The organism is Streptomyces sp. NPDC007905 (assembly GCF_042959345.1).
GTDB lineage: Bacteria > Actinomycetota > Actinomycetes > Streptomycetales > Streptomycetaceae > Streptomyces.
In genome coordinates this window covers 30,635-47,479 of record NZ_JBIBKS010000034.1, presented here as the reverse complement: position 1 = coordinate 47,479, position 16,845 = coordinate 30,635, and the positions used below count along the sequence as shown (strand labels likewise).

The following is a 16,845-nucleotide window of genomic DNA, read 5'->3' as shown; positions in this document are numbered from 1 at the left end:
GGCTAACGCGACAGTCATAAATCCTCGCTTTGAGCAGTGACAGGACGGCCAGTGACCAGGTGCCGGACCGGCCTGCCTGAAGATTCTCTCGTTACACGCTCCGTGGTGCCCGCCGTCACGAGCCAACTGGTGCGGCGCACGGGCGGAGCGTTGAAGCACGTGGACGGCGCATGCATGTCACAGCCGGTCGTGCTGCAGCCGGAACGCCATGGTTCCTGCCTCGCCAGAGGCGAGCATGATGGAAGACGCCGCATCATGAGGGTCCTGGACGGTCTTCAGGGAGCGGATGGGCGAGCCGGTCACAATCTGCAGCAGCGGGCGGTCGGTTGTGGCGTCCCACAGGTGGATGCTGGTTTTTCCCGCCGCGGCGAGGGCTGTCCGTTCCAGTGGGAGCCGCAGGGCGGTGACAGCTCCGAGTTCACCGTCATTGCATGCCAGTTCCCGCACCGTTCGCGCCGTGGCCACATCCCAGAGCTTCAGGGTGCCGTCCTGTCCGGCCGAGGCGATGAGCAGTCCATCGTGATCCGATGCGACGAACGCGAGATCGTTAATGATGTCCTGGTCGCACTTGATGGTCGGTCCGTACTGCATGAGCGAGTCAGCATCCCAGACCCTGACGTTCCCGTCGCTGCCGCCAGAGGCAAGAAAGTACGAGCCTGCACCCTGGAAGGTGGCCAGGCATCGCACCGTGAACGAGTGATCGCGGAATTCGGCGACGAGGCGGCCCGTGGCCGGCTGCCATACGCAGACCTTGCCGTCGCGCCCGCCGCTGGCCAGTAGTTCGCCTCCTGCCGTCGGCAGGTTCACCAGTGCGCGGACCGGCAGGATGTGACCAGCCAACACGGTGCCAGTGTGCCGCCCGGTGCCAGGGTCGACGCAGATGATCCGGTTGTCGTCCAGGGCAGCGGCCAGCAGGAGCTGTCCCCGTACACGCGGCCAGGCCAGAGCGGTGATCTTGCGGCCTTTCAGGAGCGTGCGCTGTCGGTTGGCCGTCAGGTCCTTCACAATGACCCTGGAGGCCCGGGCCGCAGCAAGCAGATGCGGTGGGGACGCGGACAGGGCGCTGGCTGTAACGAAGTTCCACGCTTTCGGTGGCTGTCCGAACGTCTGCTGGTCGACGTCCCAGCTCCGCACGAGGCGGTCCGCCCCACCCGAAAGAAGCCGGTCCTGTTCGCCGCCGGACACACAGGTCATGGCAGTGACCGGCGCAGTATGCGCCGGCAGGACACCATCGACGGGATTCAATCCGGGAAGCCGCCAAAGACGCAGGGTGCCGTCACCGGCGGCTGACACGAGGGCCGGCTTCCGCTCGTAGGAGGTGCGCAGCAGCGCCGTGACAGGCTCGGCATGATGTCCGAGGGCGCTGACCGCATCCGCCGCGGACAGGTCACAGAGGGAGACAGTGCCACTCTCGTCGGCCACGGCGTACTGACCGGGCCAGGGCATGGCCAGCACGGATCGGATGCGTTTCGCGTGCCGGGAGTGCACGGACGCTGTCTGTCCATCGAAGCAGTACACGGTGTCGTGCTGTGTGAACAGCAGTCGGCAACTTCCGTCAGGCATTTCGATCCCGCACAAAAGGGCCGAGCGGTCCTGCAGTTCCGGCAGCGGTACCGGGTGGAGCATGAACCGGCCGACGTCGAACGCAGAGATGTCACCGTCGCTGAAAGCTGCCAGCAGCAGCGGAAGCTGCCCGGGCGGCTGGTAGGAGGTCAGGGAGCTGACCCACGTCCGTTTACGACGCACGACGACCTCACGGACGAGCTTTCCGTTCACGGCGTTCACCGCGGCCACGCACCCATCAGTGCCCGCAGTGATGACAAGACCGCCCTTCAGCGCCATGAGGTGGCTGATGGCCCCTGAATGTACATTGATCGGCACGTGGGCCAGCCTGCCGTCCAGCCGCAGGATCCGCAGGGTGCCGACGTCGTCGCCGGCCGCGATCGCTGTTGCCTGGCCCTCCGCGTTTTCGACCGTGGCCAGCGACGTCACCTTGCTCGGGCTCGCCGTCCACGCAGGAGTCGGGCGGGCATAGTCGCTCCACAACGGCGTCACCGGTGCCGCGCTGAACGGCGCCGGCGGCGCCGGTTCGGCTCGAGACGGGGACGGCAGGGCTGAGGCGTATCGAGCCAGCCGCAAGCTGGACAGACGCGAGACCGGGTCCACGCCACGGGCGAAGGGCTCCAGCGCAGCCCAGGCATGCAGCCACTGCCTGCGTTCGTGACTCGCACGATCGGCCGCCAGGAGCCGTCGCACCTCGGAACTGCTCTCCCACGCCAAAAGGGCAGGCGGCACATGCTCGTCATCCAGCACATGTCCCTCCGCGGCATGCTCAGCAAGATGCCGCCGAAGGTAGGGGTGCGGCGGAATCGTGGGATCGCCGGGAACCAGGTCGGCCAGCGCAGTGGCGATCTGGCGGTGGATTTCAGCGTGCCGGCCGTCATTCGCTTCAGGCATGCGGACCATCCAAGGTCAGCAAGTTCGCATCGGGGTCGAGAAGCACAGCGGACAGTTCTTCATGCGCCGGCCGATAGACCCGTCTGTCGTCTTCGACAGCATGCGCCAAGTAGCCGCTCAGCCGGCCGCTGAGCAGCTTCTCGATCATTTTGTCCCATTCCTCGGGATCCAGTCGCTCCGGCAAAAGGAAGACCCCGGCAATGGTCGGCCACACCTCCCCCCACGGCACGCCCTGCCCCTTCGCATAGGCAGCGGCCTTCAGTAGCGCCAGGGCAACGTGGGGAGGCAGTGCATCGCCGCGAACCGGCTGCAGATCGCGTTGCAGCAATCCCCGGATCCCCCGCTTGAGGGTGTTCTTGTACCAGTCCTCATCACGGGCCAGTGCCAACGCATCCTTGGCACTGCGTAACTGATCACCAGCCAGCCGAGCGTCGATGAAGGACGGCCACACAGCCTGCACGACCCGCGGCACCACATCCCGCATCGTGGCGCTGTCGATCGCGTCAGCAATCAGCGCTTCGAGGTAGAGCGCCATGTCCTCTTTACTGGTAGCGCTGTCCGTGTGCTCTACCCGGGCCGTCGGGAAAACCTTGCGCAGAGCGGCGAGCAGGCCCAGATGTTCCTCGGATACCTCGCGAGGTGCATCGTCAGCCATCCGGCTGGAGCGCACCCCGATCAGCAGCCGCACGGCAGGGGCCGCCTGGTCGCCGGGCTCATCCTGACGCTGAGCCGGCACCAACGGGCCGCAGAAGGAAACGAGCGGGCCGAGAACATCACCGATGATCCGTGCTTGTTCCTGTGCCTCGTCCAATCCATCGAGAACGATGGTCACCGTCTTGCCGCAGGTCCGCACATACTCCTGGATCTGCTGCGACCACACCGCCACCCTGTCACCGGTACTGGCAACCTCCTTGGCGGGCACCTTCAAGGCGTCCAGCAGGGCGGCCGCCACCTGGGCGGCGTCCAGGTGCCGGGCGAGCACCGCAGCGCTCACCGAGTCCTCCGGAGGAATCGTGTCCTCGGGTGACACGGCCTCGGCTGCCTTGTACAGCGTGTCCTGGCGAAACACCGAATCGCTCAAGATCACTGCCCGCGCCAGGACAGCCGACTTCCCGCTGCCCGCACACCCGGTGACCAGCAGCACGCCCCGCGCCGTATCCGGGCCGAGAAAGGAAGCAACCGCCCGGTTCAGATGCTCACGGCCGCGGAAATACCAGCCCCTGTCACTTTCCTGCGGCCGGCCGGTTGCACGGTCCAGCCAGTAATCCGCCGCCAGCGACGCCTGCCGCTGGACCGCACCGACCAGTTCGGGCATGTGCACATACCCGGGATTGGGCAGGCAGGGGGACGGGCGGAGGTTGCCGCCCTCGATCAGATGGTGGAGCTTGTACTTCTTCTCGTCCTCGTCACGCAACCCGAGCGCGTACTCGGCCATGAAGTCCGGCACGGTCAGGTGCGGAGTGGTGATGCCGGCGGTGCGGCGCAGGCGCTTAAGCGACGCCTGTAACAGGGTGGGAAACCGTAAGACCTCGATCTTGCTCTTGAGCCCGCAGGTGACCAGGACGTCAAGCTGGCACGAGGACTGACGGCTGCCCCGGACCTCCTTGTGAACGGCTGCCAGGTCGGACGCCATGTTGCCCGCGAAGCACGTGTTCACGATCACGAGGACGTTCTCCACATGGGAATCCAGCGCCGCAGCCACGATGTCCGCCGTCCGAACCGCCGTGGCAAGAGGGCGCTTGTCCACCGAAGCCGGCAACCGCAGAAAGTGGGTGTCGGAGGACGCAGAGATGCCGTGACCGCTGATGAACAGCACCAGCGCATGCCCGCACATCTCCCGGACATTCTGCTCACGCAGGAAGTCCTCGACATCATCCCGGTGTCTCAGGGCCGGAGGATCCACCTGACGGAAAGTCGGCAGGGACCCCGGTGTCTGCCACCACTCCTGCACCGCCTCCAGCTGCCGGTCGATGCCTTCAGCGAACTCCTCCGCGTTGTCATCGTCCCCGTAGTCGCGGACCGCCATGGTCAGCAAAACCCGCTGCGTCGACCGCTCGTCACCCGCCGTCGCACGATTCTGCCGGACTTCACCCCCCGTGTGCCCCATCTCACTAGTGTGACAGGCATGAACCAGTCCTGGGGGGGAACCCTTCCGAATCCGTCTCCGCACACCGAACCCGGCCTGACACCAGCCGTCACACACGACGCCGTCGTCATCGTCCCCGGGATCATGGGCAGCGAGCTCTACGACACCACCACCGACAAGGTGATCTGGGGCTTAACAAAGGGCCGTTGGCTCGCCAAAGCCTGGCTGACCCGCGACGGCCTCACCCCGCTGCAGCTCACCCCCAACGAACTCGCCGGCGACTACACCCGCATCCAGGCCCGCCGCCTGCTGCAGATCCCCGCATGGAGCCCCTTCCTGCGCGGCATCGAGCCTTACCACAAACTCATCCGCACCATCGAGAACACCATCGCGCACCCCGACGCGCTGATGACCTTCCCCTACGACTGGCGCCTGCCCGTCGCCGTCAATGGACGCCGCCTCGCCCACGAAGCACGCAACCACCTGCAACGCTGGCTCGCACACCCCGCCCACACTGCGGCCCGGCAACGAGCAGTCGACGAAAAACCCGCCCGTCTCGTCTTCATCGCCCACTCCATGGGCGGCCTGGTCACCTACGCCGCACTCACCCTCGGCGGCGACAACGACCTGCCCGGCCACACCCGCGGCGTCATGACACTCGGCACTCCCTTCAAGGGGTCAGTGGTAGCAGCGAACATCCTCAACGCCATCCAGGGCGCCCCCCTGCCACTCCCCCACACACGCCTCGCCACCGCCGCAGCGACCATGCCCGCCGTCCACGAACTCCTGCCCAGCTTCCTCTGCCTGGAAGACGGGCTCGACATACGCCACCTCACCCCGTCCGACATCGCCGACCTCGGCGGCGACAAAGACCTGGCCAAAGCCTCACAAGACTTCTTCACCACCCTCTACAACCAACAACTGCCCCACCACCGGCCCGTCGTCGGCATCCGCCAGGACACCGTCCAGTCCCTCAAAATCATCAACGGGATCGTCTACCCGTCCGAGTACTGCTTCCGCACTGACACCGACGGCGAAATCAAACGAGACCCCAACGGCGTGCCCCGGCGCTACCGAGTCTGGGGAGACGGCACCGTCCACCGCGAATCAGCCTCGCTCCTCCGCCGGACCATCCCCGTCTTCGCCCAGCACGGCGCCATCGCCAACGGACGGGAAGCACGCCGCATCGTCAGCGACTTCCTCCTCGAAGACGACCACCTCGGTCCCGACCAAGCAGAGGACGGCATCGGACTGAACGTCCCCGACTACGTCACCCCCGACGCAGCGTGGGACTGCCTCGTCAGCGGCACTGACGACCCATCGCAGGTCGAATGCACCATCGCCGCAACCGAAGGAGACTGGCACAAGAACGTCCAGTTCGAAGCCACGGACGACGACCGACTCCGCGCCAAGATCACCCTTCCCGACCAGGGCTTGTACCGGATCACCGCCAAATCCGACTACGGCCCCACCGTCACCCAGCTCGTCTTCTCAGGACCCGGCCAGGAGCACCTGGACGACTAAAGCGGCTGGCATGGCGCGCCGACCATCGGGCTCACCGCCCGATCGGGTGTACCGCTGCCGGACTCCGGGCGAGTGGCAGGCCGGAGCCGTATGACAAGGGATATCAGGGTCTTTCCTCAATAGGGACCACCCCGGAAGTACATGCTCCTGTGCTGTCGGGGACGGTCACCGCGCTCATGCGCGGCGTCGGAGCGATCGGCAGGTGCCGATCGATGGGCCAGCGCTCGCAGCGCCTCCAGACCGGCCAGGACCTCAGAGCGGTTGTCCGACCTCTTCATCCACGATGGCAACCGTGCCAGCATTGCCATCGTCGGCTGCGCCCCGCCACGCTCACGCAACTGGGCCCGGACGTAGACGTACAGCTCGTCGACATGCTCCTCGTTGTAGGCCCACAGGATCTGGCCGACACAACGGGTCTGCAGCCATAGAGGCCGCCGGAAGAACGGATCCTCGCTACCGCCCAGTACAGCGCCGACCAGCCCAGCACCCCGCATCTCGGGTTCCCATTCGGCGACGGCGCCGCATGCTCTGCAAGCCAGCCGGCGTGGCTGGAACAAGAGCTCGCTGTGGTACCTGGGCGCGGGAAGGCCAGGCCGGGGAATCACGAGCGCTCGGCCACCGCATTGCGGGCAGAGCACGAGCATTCGGCCAGCGAACCGGGCCAACAGGGCCCCTCGGTCGTAGTGGCGGGCAGGCTCGGTGTCCGGCTCAAAATCCATAGCGGACACCCTCGCAGGTTCTCGACGCTGGCCGCGACGGGGTTCTCGAACGCGACTGACCTCTCGCAGCGAAGGTTGAGCGTTCTCACCGAAGGTTGAGCGGTTTCGGCTCGGCTGTCTCCTTGAGTGCTTTCAGCTGAGCCGTGACACGTTAGCTGGAACGAGTGACTGCGTGCCTCGGGGCAGGGCTCATGGGCTGGCTGCGGCTGTGTGTGGATGGGGCGGTGCGGAGGAACTGCGCAGGTCTGCCGTGGTGGTGCCCACCACAACGACGGCGCCGAGGCATAGCAGTCCACCGCTGACGAGGGCTGCTGCTCCCGAGGTGGCGTCTGCGACGAGGCCGCCGCGCATGTTGCCGATGTCGGGTCCCGCTTGCCCGACGATCTGTTCGGCAGCGCTGACGCGGCCGAGTAGTTCGTGCGGGGTGTGCATCTGGACGACGGTGCTCCGTGAGACGACGGAGACGGTGTCGGCGGCGCCGGCTATGACGAGGAAGGTCAAGCCGGCCCATGGGTTGGTTGAGAAGCCGAACAGTGCCAGCGCTGCGCCCCAGGTGGCGGAGCCGCCGAGCATGGCCAGGCCGGGGCGGGGGAACCGTGTGAAGGTTCCGGAGAAGAGCGAGGCTGCGACGCCGCCGACGGCGATGGCTGTGAGGAACAGTCCGAGGGTGCGGGGGTTGCCGCCGAACCGTTCGGCGTTGATCAAGGGGAACAGGCTGATGGGCATGGACAGCACGGTGGCGGCCAGATCGGTGAGCAGGGCCCCGCGGATGACGGGGGTGCATGCCAGGAAGGCCAGACCGTCCAGTACTCCGCGCAGGCCGGGCCGTGCGGGCTCGTCTCCGGGGTCCATCTCTGGCAGGCCGAACGCTCCGTAGAGCGCGGCGATGAAGGTCAGGGCGTCGATCAGGTAGCAGGCGCCGACTCCCAGCGCGCCCACGATCAGTCCGCTCAGTGCGGGACCGAGGAGCATGGCGCCCTGGAAGGCGATTCGTCTCAGTGCCAGGCCCGCGGCCAGTTGGTGCTTGGGCAGGAGGTGGGGAATGAAGGTGCGCGAGGCGGGGCCGCTGCCTGCGCCGAAGCAGGACTGGAGTGCGACCAGCCCCAGAACGCCGGCGGTAGGAACGTTCCCGAGGAAGCTCTGGAGTGCGAGGAGGAGCGAACACGCGGCCTGTCCGCTGATCGTGAGCAGGTAGAACTTGCGGCGGTCCACCCGGTCGAGGAGCGAGCCGGCGAACAGTCCGAGCGCGACGAGCGGAACCACCTGGGCCAGCCCGACGGCGCCTGTCCACGTGGTGCTCTTCGTCATCTGCCAGACCTGGAACATGACGGCAACGAGTGTCATCTGGCCGCCAAAACCGGACAGGGTCTGCCCGATCCACAACTGCCGGAACGGCGGTGAGGACCGTAACGGAGTCACGTCGATCAGCGTGCGCTTCAGCGCCATGCGGGATCCTCCGCCAGCTTCTCGGCAATCCGGTCGTGGAAACTCCTGCGCTCCAGAGCCCGCTCGATATCAGCGACGACCTGGGAGAGCGGGTAGGGAATCTCCGCCTCCAGCTCAGCGACCGCAGCCTCGGTGGCCCGCCATTCCGCCGCCAGGCGATCCACGACCCCGCGGGCATTGTCGGTGAGCGTTACCTTCCTGGTGCGCGCGTCGTCGCCCACGACGGTCTGGACCCAGCCGGCCGCGCGCATCGCGGCGACCTTCTGACTGAGTGCCGAATGCGTGCGCTGGACCGACTCGGCCAGTTCCGCGATGGTCATGGGCCCGCAGGCGTGAAGCCGGAGCAGCTCCATCACATAGCTGGGCTTGAGCCCGTCGATCTGTTGCTCGGAGTAGACCTGGGCAATGTCGGCGTCCATGGACGCCTGGAGCAGGCGCAGGGGCCGCCAGCGGCTCTGCCGCGTCGGGTCGAGCGCATGAGGGTCGGCCATGAGAGGCATCGTAACAGTGCTTATATAAGTGCTGTTGCTTTAGAAGGCGACCACGGAAGCCGCAGGCCCGAGATGTTCGGAACTGGTTCCAAAATGAATGGCAATGCGCCAAACGTCGTGCGAAGCCTGACTAGATGGTTCCAGCAGGCGTGTCCCAAAAGGTCAAGACCGCCAGGTCACCTCGCCGCATCGGTTCCAGCTGCCGTATCCCGGCTCATCAGCTCCTGCTTCCGACGTCGCCGGTATCCCCATGATCGACACGCGTCCGAGCACCAGAGGTAGGGAAGCCCGTGCCGATCTGGGACCATCTTTTCGAAAGGGGGCTCATGACCATGTCTGAGCCTGTGGTCGTCTTCGACGGCGCCTGCGGTTTCTGTCGCGCCGCCGTAACGCGCCTTTCACGCAGCCACCGTCTGCGCTTAGCGGGACGCTTATTGCCATACCAGGGTGTGGACCTCGCCTTGTACGGGTTGACCGAGCCAGATGCACAGGAGCGCATGTGGCTGGTGCACAGCGGCCACGTCCAGGGAGGAGCGCAGGCGTTCGCCGCATGGTTCACGACGGGCAGCCACGCCGCCCGGCTGATCGGTCGAATGCTCACCTGGCCCGGCGTGCGGCATGCGGCCGAGGGGGTCTACCGGCTGATCGCCCGCAACAGGCACCGCATCCCCGGGCCGTGGGAGGGTACGTGCGCAATCTGAGGCCAGAGCCGCAGCTCCCGGGCCACCTGCTGGAAGCCCGAGCCCTCTCGCAGTTCCTCACCGCGGCCCCTGACGAGTGGCCCCGCATCGCCCCCGGCGTCACGGAAGAGGTCGGCGCGGACACCCTGGAACGGATCGTCCGCGCCACCACCGCGCGCATCGGAGAACTGACCACCGTAACGGACACTCCGGATGGGCTGATCGTGTCCGGCAACAAGGGTCAGGTACGCGCCTGGGCACAGGTGTCCCCCCAGGGCGAACTCACGGCACTGCGCATCGAGGGCGCCCGTTACAAGGCACCCCGGCGCCGTCGGCGCCTGCCCGCGTCGCTGACCTGGACGGCGTATCTGACCCTGGTCACCCTCTGGAACGTCCTGACTGTCTGGACAGCCAACGACCGCACCGCCTGGCTGGGAGACATGGCGACTCTCGCCGCCTTCTATGCGGTTGTCGAGGGATGCGGTACCCCGGCCCAGCAGCCTCGGCCCCTACGCCGCACGGTCGAAGCAGGCGCCGTCGTAGCCCTCGCCTCCGCGTGGCGACTGCGCGATCTTCCGACAGGGCACGGCGTCCTCCGCCTCGCCGGCGGCATCGCGCTCCTCGTGGGGACCGTGTGGCTGGTCGCCGCCGCACGGCTGCACCGCTGGAAGGCACCACTGTCCCAGCCGCTGCTGTTCCCGCTCGAAGGCACCTGGTATGTCATCCAGGGGGGCGGCCGGATACTGAACCACCATGCCCAGCTACCGGAGCAGCGCGGTGCCCTCGATCTGGTCGCGCTCGGCCCGTACGGCACGCGTACCCGGCCTGGCCATGACTTGCCTGCCCATGGCGCCTACGGGCGCCCCGTCCGCTCTCCCTGCGATGGCCGGGTGATCTCCGCGGCCAATGCGGTTGAGGACCAGAAGCCGGGCGAGATCCGCTATCAACCGCCCTACGGGAACCACGTGTTCATCGACACCGGCCGGGAAATCGTCAAGCTCGCCCACCTACGCCCCGGCTCGGTGACGGTGGCCAAGGGCGATTTGGTCCATGCCGGCCAGCTCCTCGGCGAGGTCGGCAACACCGGCAACACCACGGAACCCCATCTGCACATCCATGCCGAACGCGACGGAGTGGGCCTCGACCTGGAGTTCACCGGCGTACACGGACGACTGCATCGCGGGCGAAAGATCCGCACCTGACCCAACGGGCATCCCCCAATGCTCCCCGGTGCGGCACAGGCTCACCCAAAAGACTGTCGCGCCGACCAGTTCGGATAGCGGCGGCCCGCCGCTCATTTCGCGCCCCTCGCGGGGAAGTTGCGAGTGGCAGCACTCTTTCACGTCTACGCTGGCCATCAGGCCCGGATGCCACATCCCCCCGTGTGTGGCATCCGGGCCATCAGCGTGCGCAGCGCAGCAGACGCGGTCAGGCCGACGGAGCAGGTCGCAGAGCGGCGCGAGCGGCCTCTCCGAAGGTTTGCCAGGGCCTGCACGTAGCGGGCCGGCTCATCGATGGCGCTGGCGGCCGCCGTGAGGCTCTGTTCACCACCCGGCGGGATCACCTGCGCGCTCCTCGGTGACGTACCTGTGGCCCCGCCGGATGGCGGGGCCACAGGTGGTTTCTGCTGCGTTCAGGGCGTGAGGTCCAGCACGCGGACCGGCTCACCTGCCCACCGATGTGGGGCGGTGGTGGCGATGATCGCGCCGTCGGGACGGTCCGGGGTGGGCTGGGCCGCGTACTGGCTGTGTGCGGCGGCCCAGGTCTCCTGGCGCGCGACCGCCAGGGCGGCAGCCAGATCCAGATCGAGGACGGTGATACCGGGCATGGAGGCCAGATGCTCGGCCGTGCCGGGCCGGGCACGGTCGGCTTCCACTAATGCGCACGCTGGGGCGTACAGGAACCAGCCCGATTCGACGTGAGCGCGGTGGATCAGGCGGGAAGCAAGGACGTTGCCCTGGCCGGCTGCTGCCATCGCGGTGTCGTCCAGGACGATATGCATGACGTCGCTCACCGGGCGGTCACCTGGGCCAGGCGACGGTCCAGCTCGCTGTCCAGGTCCTGCTCCTGGGCAGCGGTCGGGGCGTAGCCGTTCCACTCCTTCAACGCCGCCCGCGCCTTCTCCGCCCGCTCGGCCCGCTCCGCCGGAGTCAGCAGCGTTTCAGCGAGACGGGCCAGATACGCGCGCAGCGACAGCCCCTCAGCGGCAGCTATAGCGGCCAGCCGGTCCCTGGCTTCCTCAGGGATACGGACATTGGCATCAGACATGTCGTTGCTCCTTCCCACGCCCAAGGGTACGGGTACGTACCCGTACCCGTCACGCAGTCTATTTCAGCTATTCCCTGGCCGAATCCAGTGCCATCCTGTGACCGCGGTGATCCTCTTCATCCCCCAGGCGGAGGCCCCCGCCCTCCTGGCCCCGTCCGTGTGCTGTCACCTGGGCGGGGCCGCGCCGTCCCTCCTGGTCTCCTCACGGGAGGGCCGACGCTGCGCAGACCCCGCACCGTGTGCGCCCTCTACGCGCTTGCCTCGCCGATGCGGCGTTTGGCCCGCTCGACCTGGCGCAGCAGCAGGTCCGCGAACTGGATGATCTCTGCTGCCTCGATCGGGTCGTCGAAATCGACGGTGCGGTGGCTGGCGGGGTTCTTGTAGGCGCCCATGGCGCCGGCGAACAGGTTGGCGGTGGCCGCCTGCTCCCCGCCCTCGGCTTCAGCGTCGGCCAGCGCGCCGCCGGCCTTACCGTTGTCATAAGGCCGGAACGCCTCCCGCATCAGCTTCACTCCGACCAGGGAGTTGTCGAGTCCGGAGGCGTCGCGGACCGCAACCTCGACCGCCTTCATCGCGGCGAAGCACGCCGTCTCGTAATCCCCCAGGTCGAAGTTGGTGCGCACCGTCTCTTCCAGGGCCGGGTGAAGCGGACCGGACAGCCGCTCGCGGGCCTCGAACCGCGTGATGCCCTGCGGGTCCTTCACCAAGTCCATGCCGTCACGCGAGCTGCGGCGGAACGCATCAGACTGGCTGGGTTCCCGGGACAGCAGCGCCTGCGCCTCCAGCCAGCACCAGGCATCGGACAGCCGATTCACGAGCGCGTCCGCATCCGGCTCTCCTGGAACGCCTGCCGCGCCGAACTCATCGTGCCTGCGCGGGAGGACTTCAGTGGAGGACGAACTCTGGCTGACGGCCCGCGAGGCCGCCGATCTGACGGGCGTCTCCGTCGTGACGATCTACTCGCGGGTCCGCCGAGGCCACCTGAAAGTCGAAGGCCTCGATCACCGAGGCCAGAAGCTCTTCCGTCATCTCGACGTCGCCCAGGCCGAGAAGGCCACACGGGCGAAGGCCAAGCGCCTACTGGTCCCTGCTGCCCTGAGTCCCATCCCGCACACGCCGTCCCGCTCGCCCCGCTACTCGCTAGTGAGAGCCGCAAGCTCCTCCTCGCAGGCGGCCAAGTACTCCTGGCTCTGCTCAGCGGTGTAGAAGCGAATAAACCCCACTCCGTTCTCCGCCACACCACAGGCGAAGTCTGGCGAGCCGCTGTTGATCGACACGTCCCCACCTCTGGTGTGGTTCCGGAATATCCACTGGGCGTCAGACTTCCCCTTCTCGGCAGCTGTCATGTTGTCGGCACTGTCCGTCGACGCCGTGCTCCTGCCGAAGGCGAAGCCCACCAAGAACGAGGCGACAGCAACAGCCACGGCACATCCCATCATGGCCCTCGGCTGCTTCCACCAAAGCCGTATCGGCGCGGGCATCGGCGGCGGTGACATCGGGTACGGGGGCACATCTTGCTGGTTCTCCACGGCAGACTCCTCAAAGCCCTGACCGGCAACGACACGTGCACGAAGAGTCGGGCGGCACAGAGTATGCACGACACATACATGGGATCTACACGTACGTCCGAGTCGTGATCTAGCCGTGAACTGCTGACGGCCGTCAGCGCACCAGACCCGCGAGCCCACGGAGGATGGCCATGGCCACGCATTTGGACGGCAACGCTGGCCCTGCTCAACGGTGTACCTGAGACGCGGCACCGAGAGCGAAGGCTGACCCTGTGGGGGGTTGCGCTTCTTGGCGCAGGCCTATGTGTGGTAGCTGTGCTGTTCCGTCTGAGCGGGGACGCCACGTGGGGCGCTCTGGCATTCCCGGCGATCATGCTGCTGGGTTCGTTCTGGAGCCTTTGCCTGCCAAAGAAATGGAAGAACCCGGGGGTGGAGTCGACCCCCGTTCCCCCGCCTGCCGTGCGGGAGCGGATCAGGACCACGGGGCGCGCACTGGCCGTGGTGCCGCTTGTCATCGCCGGCTTGGGTCTCACACGCCCCTACGCCCGGCCCCTTCTGCTAGGGCCGCAGATCGGAGCGAACGACGACCTCCACGTCTTTCGACAGGTCGAGATGTGGTTCGCGTTCGGTGTCGTGGCTGTGGCGTGCGTCGGACCCGCGGTCATTGGGCTGATCCGCCGCGGACAAGACCGCTGGCTTGACCATCCGGACGTGCCGGAGCAGGCTCCGTCACCCCTTTGGCATGACCGTCGCAGGTGGGTGCCTACGGCCGTCGGCGTGGTACTGCTCCTGGCGGCCGTCGTCATGGGCATCCTGCTCGCACTGGAACCGCCGCGACTGCGCACCCTGGGCGTGCTCGTCTTGTTCCTGGCGACCGTTGCGCTGATCGCGGGCGGGTTTGCACGATACGCCGAGTATCACCTCCCGCTTCCCGTCCTGCGCTACCTGCATTTCCAGCTCACTCCCCTCTGGCTGCTCGTCGCAGGAGCACTGGTACTGGAGGCCAAACTCGATACCACCGGCGGTTACCACGAGGTGAGGCTCAAACCCAGGCAGGCGCTGGCCAGCGCCCCTGCACACCCTTCGACGCTCAGACGTACTTCGACGGATGGCTCGCGGCAGCGAATCGCTGCATGGACGGCGACGCGAAACTGAAGAAGGCTAACGCCGTACCCATGCTCTTCGTCGCCGCGCCCGGCGGCGGGATCCGTGCGGCCTACTGGACGGGGTCGGCCATAGACGAGGTGACGAAGTCTCCCTGCGCCCGGGACATGGTCTTCAGCGCCAGCGGAGTCTCCGGAGGAAGCCTGGGCCTCGTTGGCGACGCCCTCGGCCCGAGACCCGGCTCGTCCACCGCAGGCAGCGGCCGAGCGTTCGCCGCAAGCCTGTCGCGAGAGGACACGCTTGCGGCTGACATGGCAGCCATGTTCTACCGGGACCTGCCGCGTGCCCTGCACGGCATCAACAGGCTCGGAGAGATGCGTCCCGGTGACCGTGCCACCGTATTCGAACGCTCCTGGGAGCAGATCGACTCCCGCCTGAAGGCCGAGTTCATCCAGGCCCCTCGCCATCCCGACAGACGCGCCCCCTGGCGTCCGCTCATGCTGCTGAACGGCACCGACGTGGGTTCCGGCTGCCGTGTGGTGGTGTCCCCCGTATGGTCCGTAGGCGGCCCGAGGGACGATGCCGCGCCTGCGTTGAACTGCCGTCGCGCGGTGGTGGCCGGGCGCGGAGACGTCGGCGATGGGGCCACGGAAACGGCCGGTTTTGCCGCCGGAGCCATCGACGCGGCGGCCTATACGGATGACCGCGACTGTAAGCAGAAGGGCCGTAACCAAGGGCTTCGGCTCTCCACCGCAGTTCATTTGTCGGCCCGTTTTCCCTACATCTCGCCTTCCGGGCGGATGCACCGTTGCCTCATCGGCAACGAGCCCCAGACCGTGGGCGACCTCGACGGTGGGCTGCTCGAATCGAGCGGTCTCGCGATCCTGCTCGAACTGTGGGAGGAGTTGGAACCACAGGTTGCCGCAAACAACAAGGCCATCGTGACCGACGGCGAGGGGCGCTTCATCCTTCCGCTCATCGCGGTTCTCGACAACCACTACCAGTCGTTGGGAGCGGCCCCCCGCGTCCAACGGCAGATGGAGCTCGTCGCTCCGTTGGTCGCCAACGGGGCCCCGAAAGCCGCCCTGAGTGCAACAGCGCTTGGGCAGGTTGCGTTGTACCGCTTCTCGGGAGCACTGCCCGGGACCACCGTCCCGGGGATGCTCTGGCCACCGTGCTCGCCGAGGCAGAGGCCGCAGGTCACAACGTGTCCATGCTCCTCGACCAGGCACTCGGCCAACGCACGTTGGACGACGCCCGCAGTCCCGCTCGCGCCTTGTCAATCCCCTCCGAACGTGGAGACCTTCCTATGCAGCCAGCTCCGTGGTGAGGCCGGCTCGGTGGTCGTGTTCGTAGTCGTTCGGGCTCTTGAAGCCGCACACGCTGTGTAGTCGCCGGACGTTGTAGAAGTCGGTGATCCAGGTGGCGATCCTGATCCGGGCCTCGACGCGGGTGGCGAAGGTGTGCCGGTGGACGTATTCGACCTTGAGCACGCTGTTGAACGCCTCGCTGACGGCATTATCGAAGCACGATCCGACGCGGCCCATGGACGGGAAGACGCCCAGCCTGCGGCAGGCCCGCCGAAACCTGCGGGAGCCGTACTCGCTTCCGCGATCACTATGAAAAATGACGCCGCGCACGTCACCGCCGCGGGTGGCCGCGGCCATGTTGAGGGCGGCGACGACCAGGCCGGCGTCGTGACGCTCTCCCATTGCATAGCCGAGCAGGCGGCGGGAGAACAGGTCGATGACCGTGGCCAGATACAACTTGCCCTCGCCGGTCTCGATCTCCGTCATGTCCCCGCACCAGACGAGATCGGGCCCCTCTGCGGTGAAGTCCCGCTTCACGTGGTCCGGTGCGGCGGGCCGTTTGCCCGGCCGGGTCAGCCCCCTGCGTCTGCGGACCTTCCGGGCGACCAGGCCGTGTTCGGCCATGAGTTTGGCGATGGTGTTGACCGACACCCGCCAGCCCTGCCGCATCAGCGTGATCCAGATCTTCGGCGAGCCGTAGGTGCCGCCGGACTGGGTAAACACCTCTTTCACCGCCTCGGCCAGCTGCTGCCGGCGGACCTCCCGGCCGGTGGGCCGGCGGTTGCGGTGCTTGTAGAACCACGACTCGCTCACGCCCAGGGCGCGGCAGGAGACGCGGTGCGGGATGCCGTGCATGGTCCTTTGGTCGCCGATCGCCCCGACGACGGACGCCGGGTCCGCCACGGCTACTTCACCCACAGGACCATGCAGCGTTTGAGGACATCACGCTCCATCGCGAGTTCCTTGTTGTCCCGTTTGAGCTGGGCGTTCTCCCGCCGCAGCCGCTCCAGCTCGTCATTCCCGCCGCCCGGCGCGGTGCCCGCGCGACGGGCCCGCGATACCCAACTGGCCAGCGTGGTCTCGTTGATCCCCAGATCCTTCGCGACCTCGGCGACGGTCTTGCCGGTCTCGGTGACGATCCGTACGGCCCCCTCGCGGAACTCCGCGTCGAACTTCCGTCGCTTCTCTGCCATGACTCCCAACTTCCCCTGCAGTCACGGTCTCTACGCTACGAGGGGAGGGACACCTTGAC

At 67.1% G+C, this 16,845-nt stretch carries 17 protein-coding genes; 6 read left to right on the top strand and 11 right to left on the bottom strand.

Going from position 1 to position 16,845, the window contains the following annotated elements; translation table 11 throughout:
• Positions 1-177: 177 nt before the first annotated feature.
• A complete protein-coding gene (locus tag ACFZDC_RS37765; RefSeq protein ID WP_391331057.1) occupies positions 178-2,457 on the bottom strand; it encodes a WD40 repeat domain-containing protein in 2,280 nt (759 codons plus the stop codon).
• On the bottom strand, positions 2,450-4,564 hold the full coding sequence (locus ACFZDC_RS37760; protein WP_391331055.1) for an AAA family ATPase: 2,115 nt from the start codon (positions 4,562-4,564) through the stop codon (positions 2,450-2,452). The genes ACFZDC_RS37765 and ACFZDC_RS37760 overlap by 8 nt, the downstream gene beginning before the upstream one ends.
• A gap of 18 nt (positions 4,565-4,582) precedes the next feature.
• Between ACFZDC_RS37760 and ACFZDC_RS37755 the strand changes: the two genes are divergently transcribed.
• Complete coding sequence (locus tag ACFZDC_RS37755) at positions 4,583-6,067, top strand: esterase/lipase family protein (protein WP_391331053.1); 1,485 nt, start codon at positions 4,583-4,585, stop codon at positions 6,065-6,067.
• 116 nt (positions 6,068-6,183) lie between these two features.
• Here ACFZDC_RS37755 and ACFZDC_RS37750 read toward each other — a convergent pair whose 3' ends face one another.
• The 3 genes from ACFZDC_RS37750 to ACFZDC_RS37740 form a co-directional block, all read right to left on the bottom strand.
• Positions 6,184-6,561: a hypothetical protein gene (locus tag ACFZDC_RS37750; RefSeq protein WP_391331051.1), complete on the bottom strand. Its 378-nt coding sequence runs from the start codon at positions 6,559-6,561 to the stop codon at positions 6,184-6,186.
• Between the two features lie 414 nt (positions 6,562-6,975).
• Positions 6,976-8,232 carry an MFS transporter gene (locus ACFZDC_RS37745; protein WP_391331049.1) on the bottom strand — a complete coding sequence of 419 codons (1,257 nt, stop codon included), beginning with the start codon at positions 8,230-8,232 and terminating at the stop codon, positions 6,976-6,978.
• Positions 8,223-8,723: a MarR family winged helix-turn-helix transcriptional regulator gene (locus tag ACFZDC_RS37740; protein ID WP_391331047.1), complete on the bottom strand. Its 501-nt coding sequence runs from the start codon at positions 8,721-8,723 to the stop codon at positions 8,223-8,225. The genes ACFZDC_RS37745 and ACFZDC_RS37740 overlap by 10 nt, the downstream gene beginning before the upstream one ends.
• 332 nt (positions 8,724-9,055) lie before the next feature.
• Between ACFZDC_RS37740 and ACFZDC_RS37735 the strand changes: the two genes are divergently transcribed.
• A complete protein-coding gene (locus ACFZDC_RS37735; RefSeq protein ID WP_391331045.1) occupies positions 9,056-9,424 on the top strand; it encodes a DCC1-like thiol-disulfide oxidoreductase family protein in 369 nt (122 codons plus the stop codon).
• The gene (locus ACFZDC_RS37730; RefSeq protein ID WP_391331043.1) at positions 9,412-10,605 is read left to right on the top strand and encodes a peptidoglycan DD-metalloendopeptidase family protein; all 1,194 of its coding nucleotides are present in this window, start codon (positions 9,412-9,414) and stop codon (positions 10,603-10,605) included. Before ACFZDC_RS37735 ends, ACFZDC_RS37730 begins: the two co-directional genes overlap by 13 nt.
• A gap of 431 nt (positions 10,606-11,036) precedes the next feature.
• On the opposite strand, the gene ACFZDC_RS37725 is transcribed toward ACFZDC_RS37730, so the two are convergent.
• From ACFZDC_RS37725 to ACFZDC_RS37715, 3 genes are all read right to left on the bottom strand, one after another.
• Positions 11,037-11,405 (bottom strand): hypothetical protein, encoded by a 369-nt coding sequence (locus tag ACFZDC_RS37725; RefSeq protein ID WP_391331102.1) that lies wholly within the window; start codon positions 11,403-11,405, stop codon positions 11,037-11,039.
• 8 nt (positions 11,406-11,413) lie between these two features.
• The gene (locus tag ACFZDC_RS37720) at positions 11,414-11,671 is read right to left on the bottom strand and encodes a hypothetical protein (RefSeq protein WP_391331041.1); all 258 of its coding nucleotides are present in this window, start codon (positions 11,669-11,671) and stop codon (positions 11,414-11,416) included.
• Positions 11,672-11,919: 248 nt separating this feature from the next.
• Positions 11,920-12,486: a TIGR02391 family protein gene (locus ACFZDC_RS37715; protein ID WP_391331039.1), complete on the bottom strand. Its 567-nt coding sequence runs from the start codon at positions 12,484-12,486 to the stop codon at positions 11,920-11,922.
• Here ACFZDC_RS37715 and ACFZDC_RS37710 point away from each other — a divergent pair.
• Positions 12,383-12,877: a helix-turn-helix domain-containing protein gene (locus ACFZDC_RS37710; RefSeq protein WP_391331037.1), complete on the top strand. Its 495-nt coding sequence runs from the start codon at positions 12,383-12,385 to the stop codon at positions 12,875-12,877. The genes ACFZDC_RS37715 and ACFZDC_RS37710 overlap by 104 nt on opposite strands.
• Here the strand turns inward: ACFZDC_RS37710 and ACFZDC_RS37705 are convergent.
• A complete protein-coding gene (locus tag ACFZDC_RS37705; protein WP_391331108.1) occupies positions 12,805-13,200 on the bottom strand; it encodes a hypothetical protein in 396 nt (131 codons plus the stop codon). The genes ACFZDC_RS37710 and ACFZDC_RS37705 overlap by 73 nt on opposite strands.
• 294 nt (positions 13,201-13,494) lie before the next feature.
• On the opposite strand from ACFZDC_RS37705, the gene ACFZDC_RS37700 reads away from it, so the two are divergent.
• The gene (locus tag ACFZDC_RS37700) at positions 13,495-14,334 is read left to right on the top strand and encodes a hypothetical protein (protein WP_391331035.1); all 840 of its coding nucleotides are present in this window, start codon (positions 13,495-13,497) and stop codon (positions 14,332-14,334) included.
• A complete protein-coding gene (locus tag ACFZDC_RS37695; RefSeq protein ID WP_391331033.1) occupies positions 14,313-15,674 on the top strand; it encodes a hypothetical protein in 1,362 nt (453 codons plus the stop codon). Before ACFZDC_RS37700 ends, ACFZDC_RS37695 begins: the two co-directional genes overlap by 22 nt.
• On the opposite strand, the gene ACFZDC_RS37690 is transcribed toward ACFZDC_RS37695, so the two are convergent.
• Together ACFZDC_RS37690 and ACFZDC_RS37685 are read right to left on the bottom strand one after the other, a co-directional pair.
• Positions 15,591-16,511 (bottom strand): IS3 family transposase, encoded by a 921-nt coding sequence (locus ACFZDC_RS37690; RefSeq protein WP_391331031.1) that lies wholly within the window; start codon positions 16,509-16,511, stop codon positions 15,591-15,593. The two genes, ACFZDC_RS37695 and ACFZDC_RS37690, sit on opposite strands and share 84 nt — an antisense overlap.
• The gene (locus tag ACFZDC_RS37685) at positions 16,499-16,786 is read right to left on the bottom strand and encodes a transposase (protein WP_365335795.1); all 288 of its coding nucleotides are present in this window, start codon (positions 16,784-16,786) and stop codon (positions 16,499-16,501) included. Before ACFZDC_RS37685 ends, ACFZDC_RS37690 begins: the two co-directional genes overlap by 13 nt.
• Positions 16,787-16,845 lie beyond the last annotated feature (59 nt).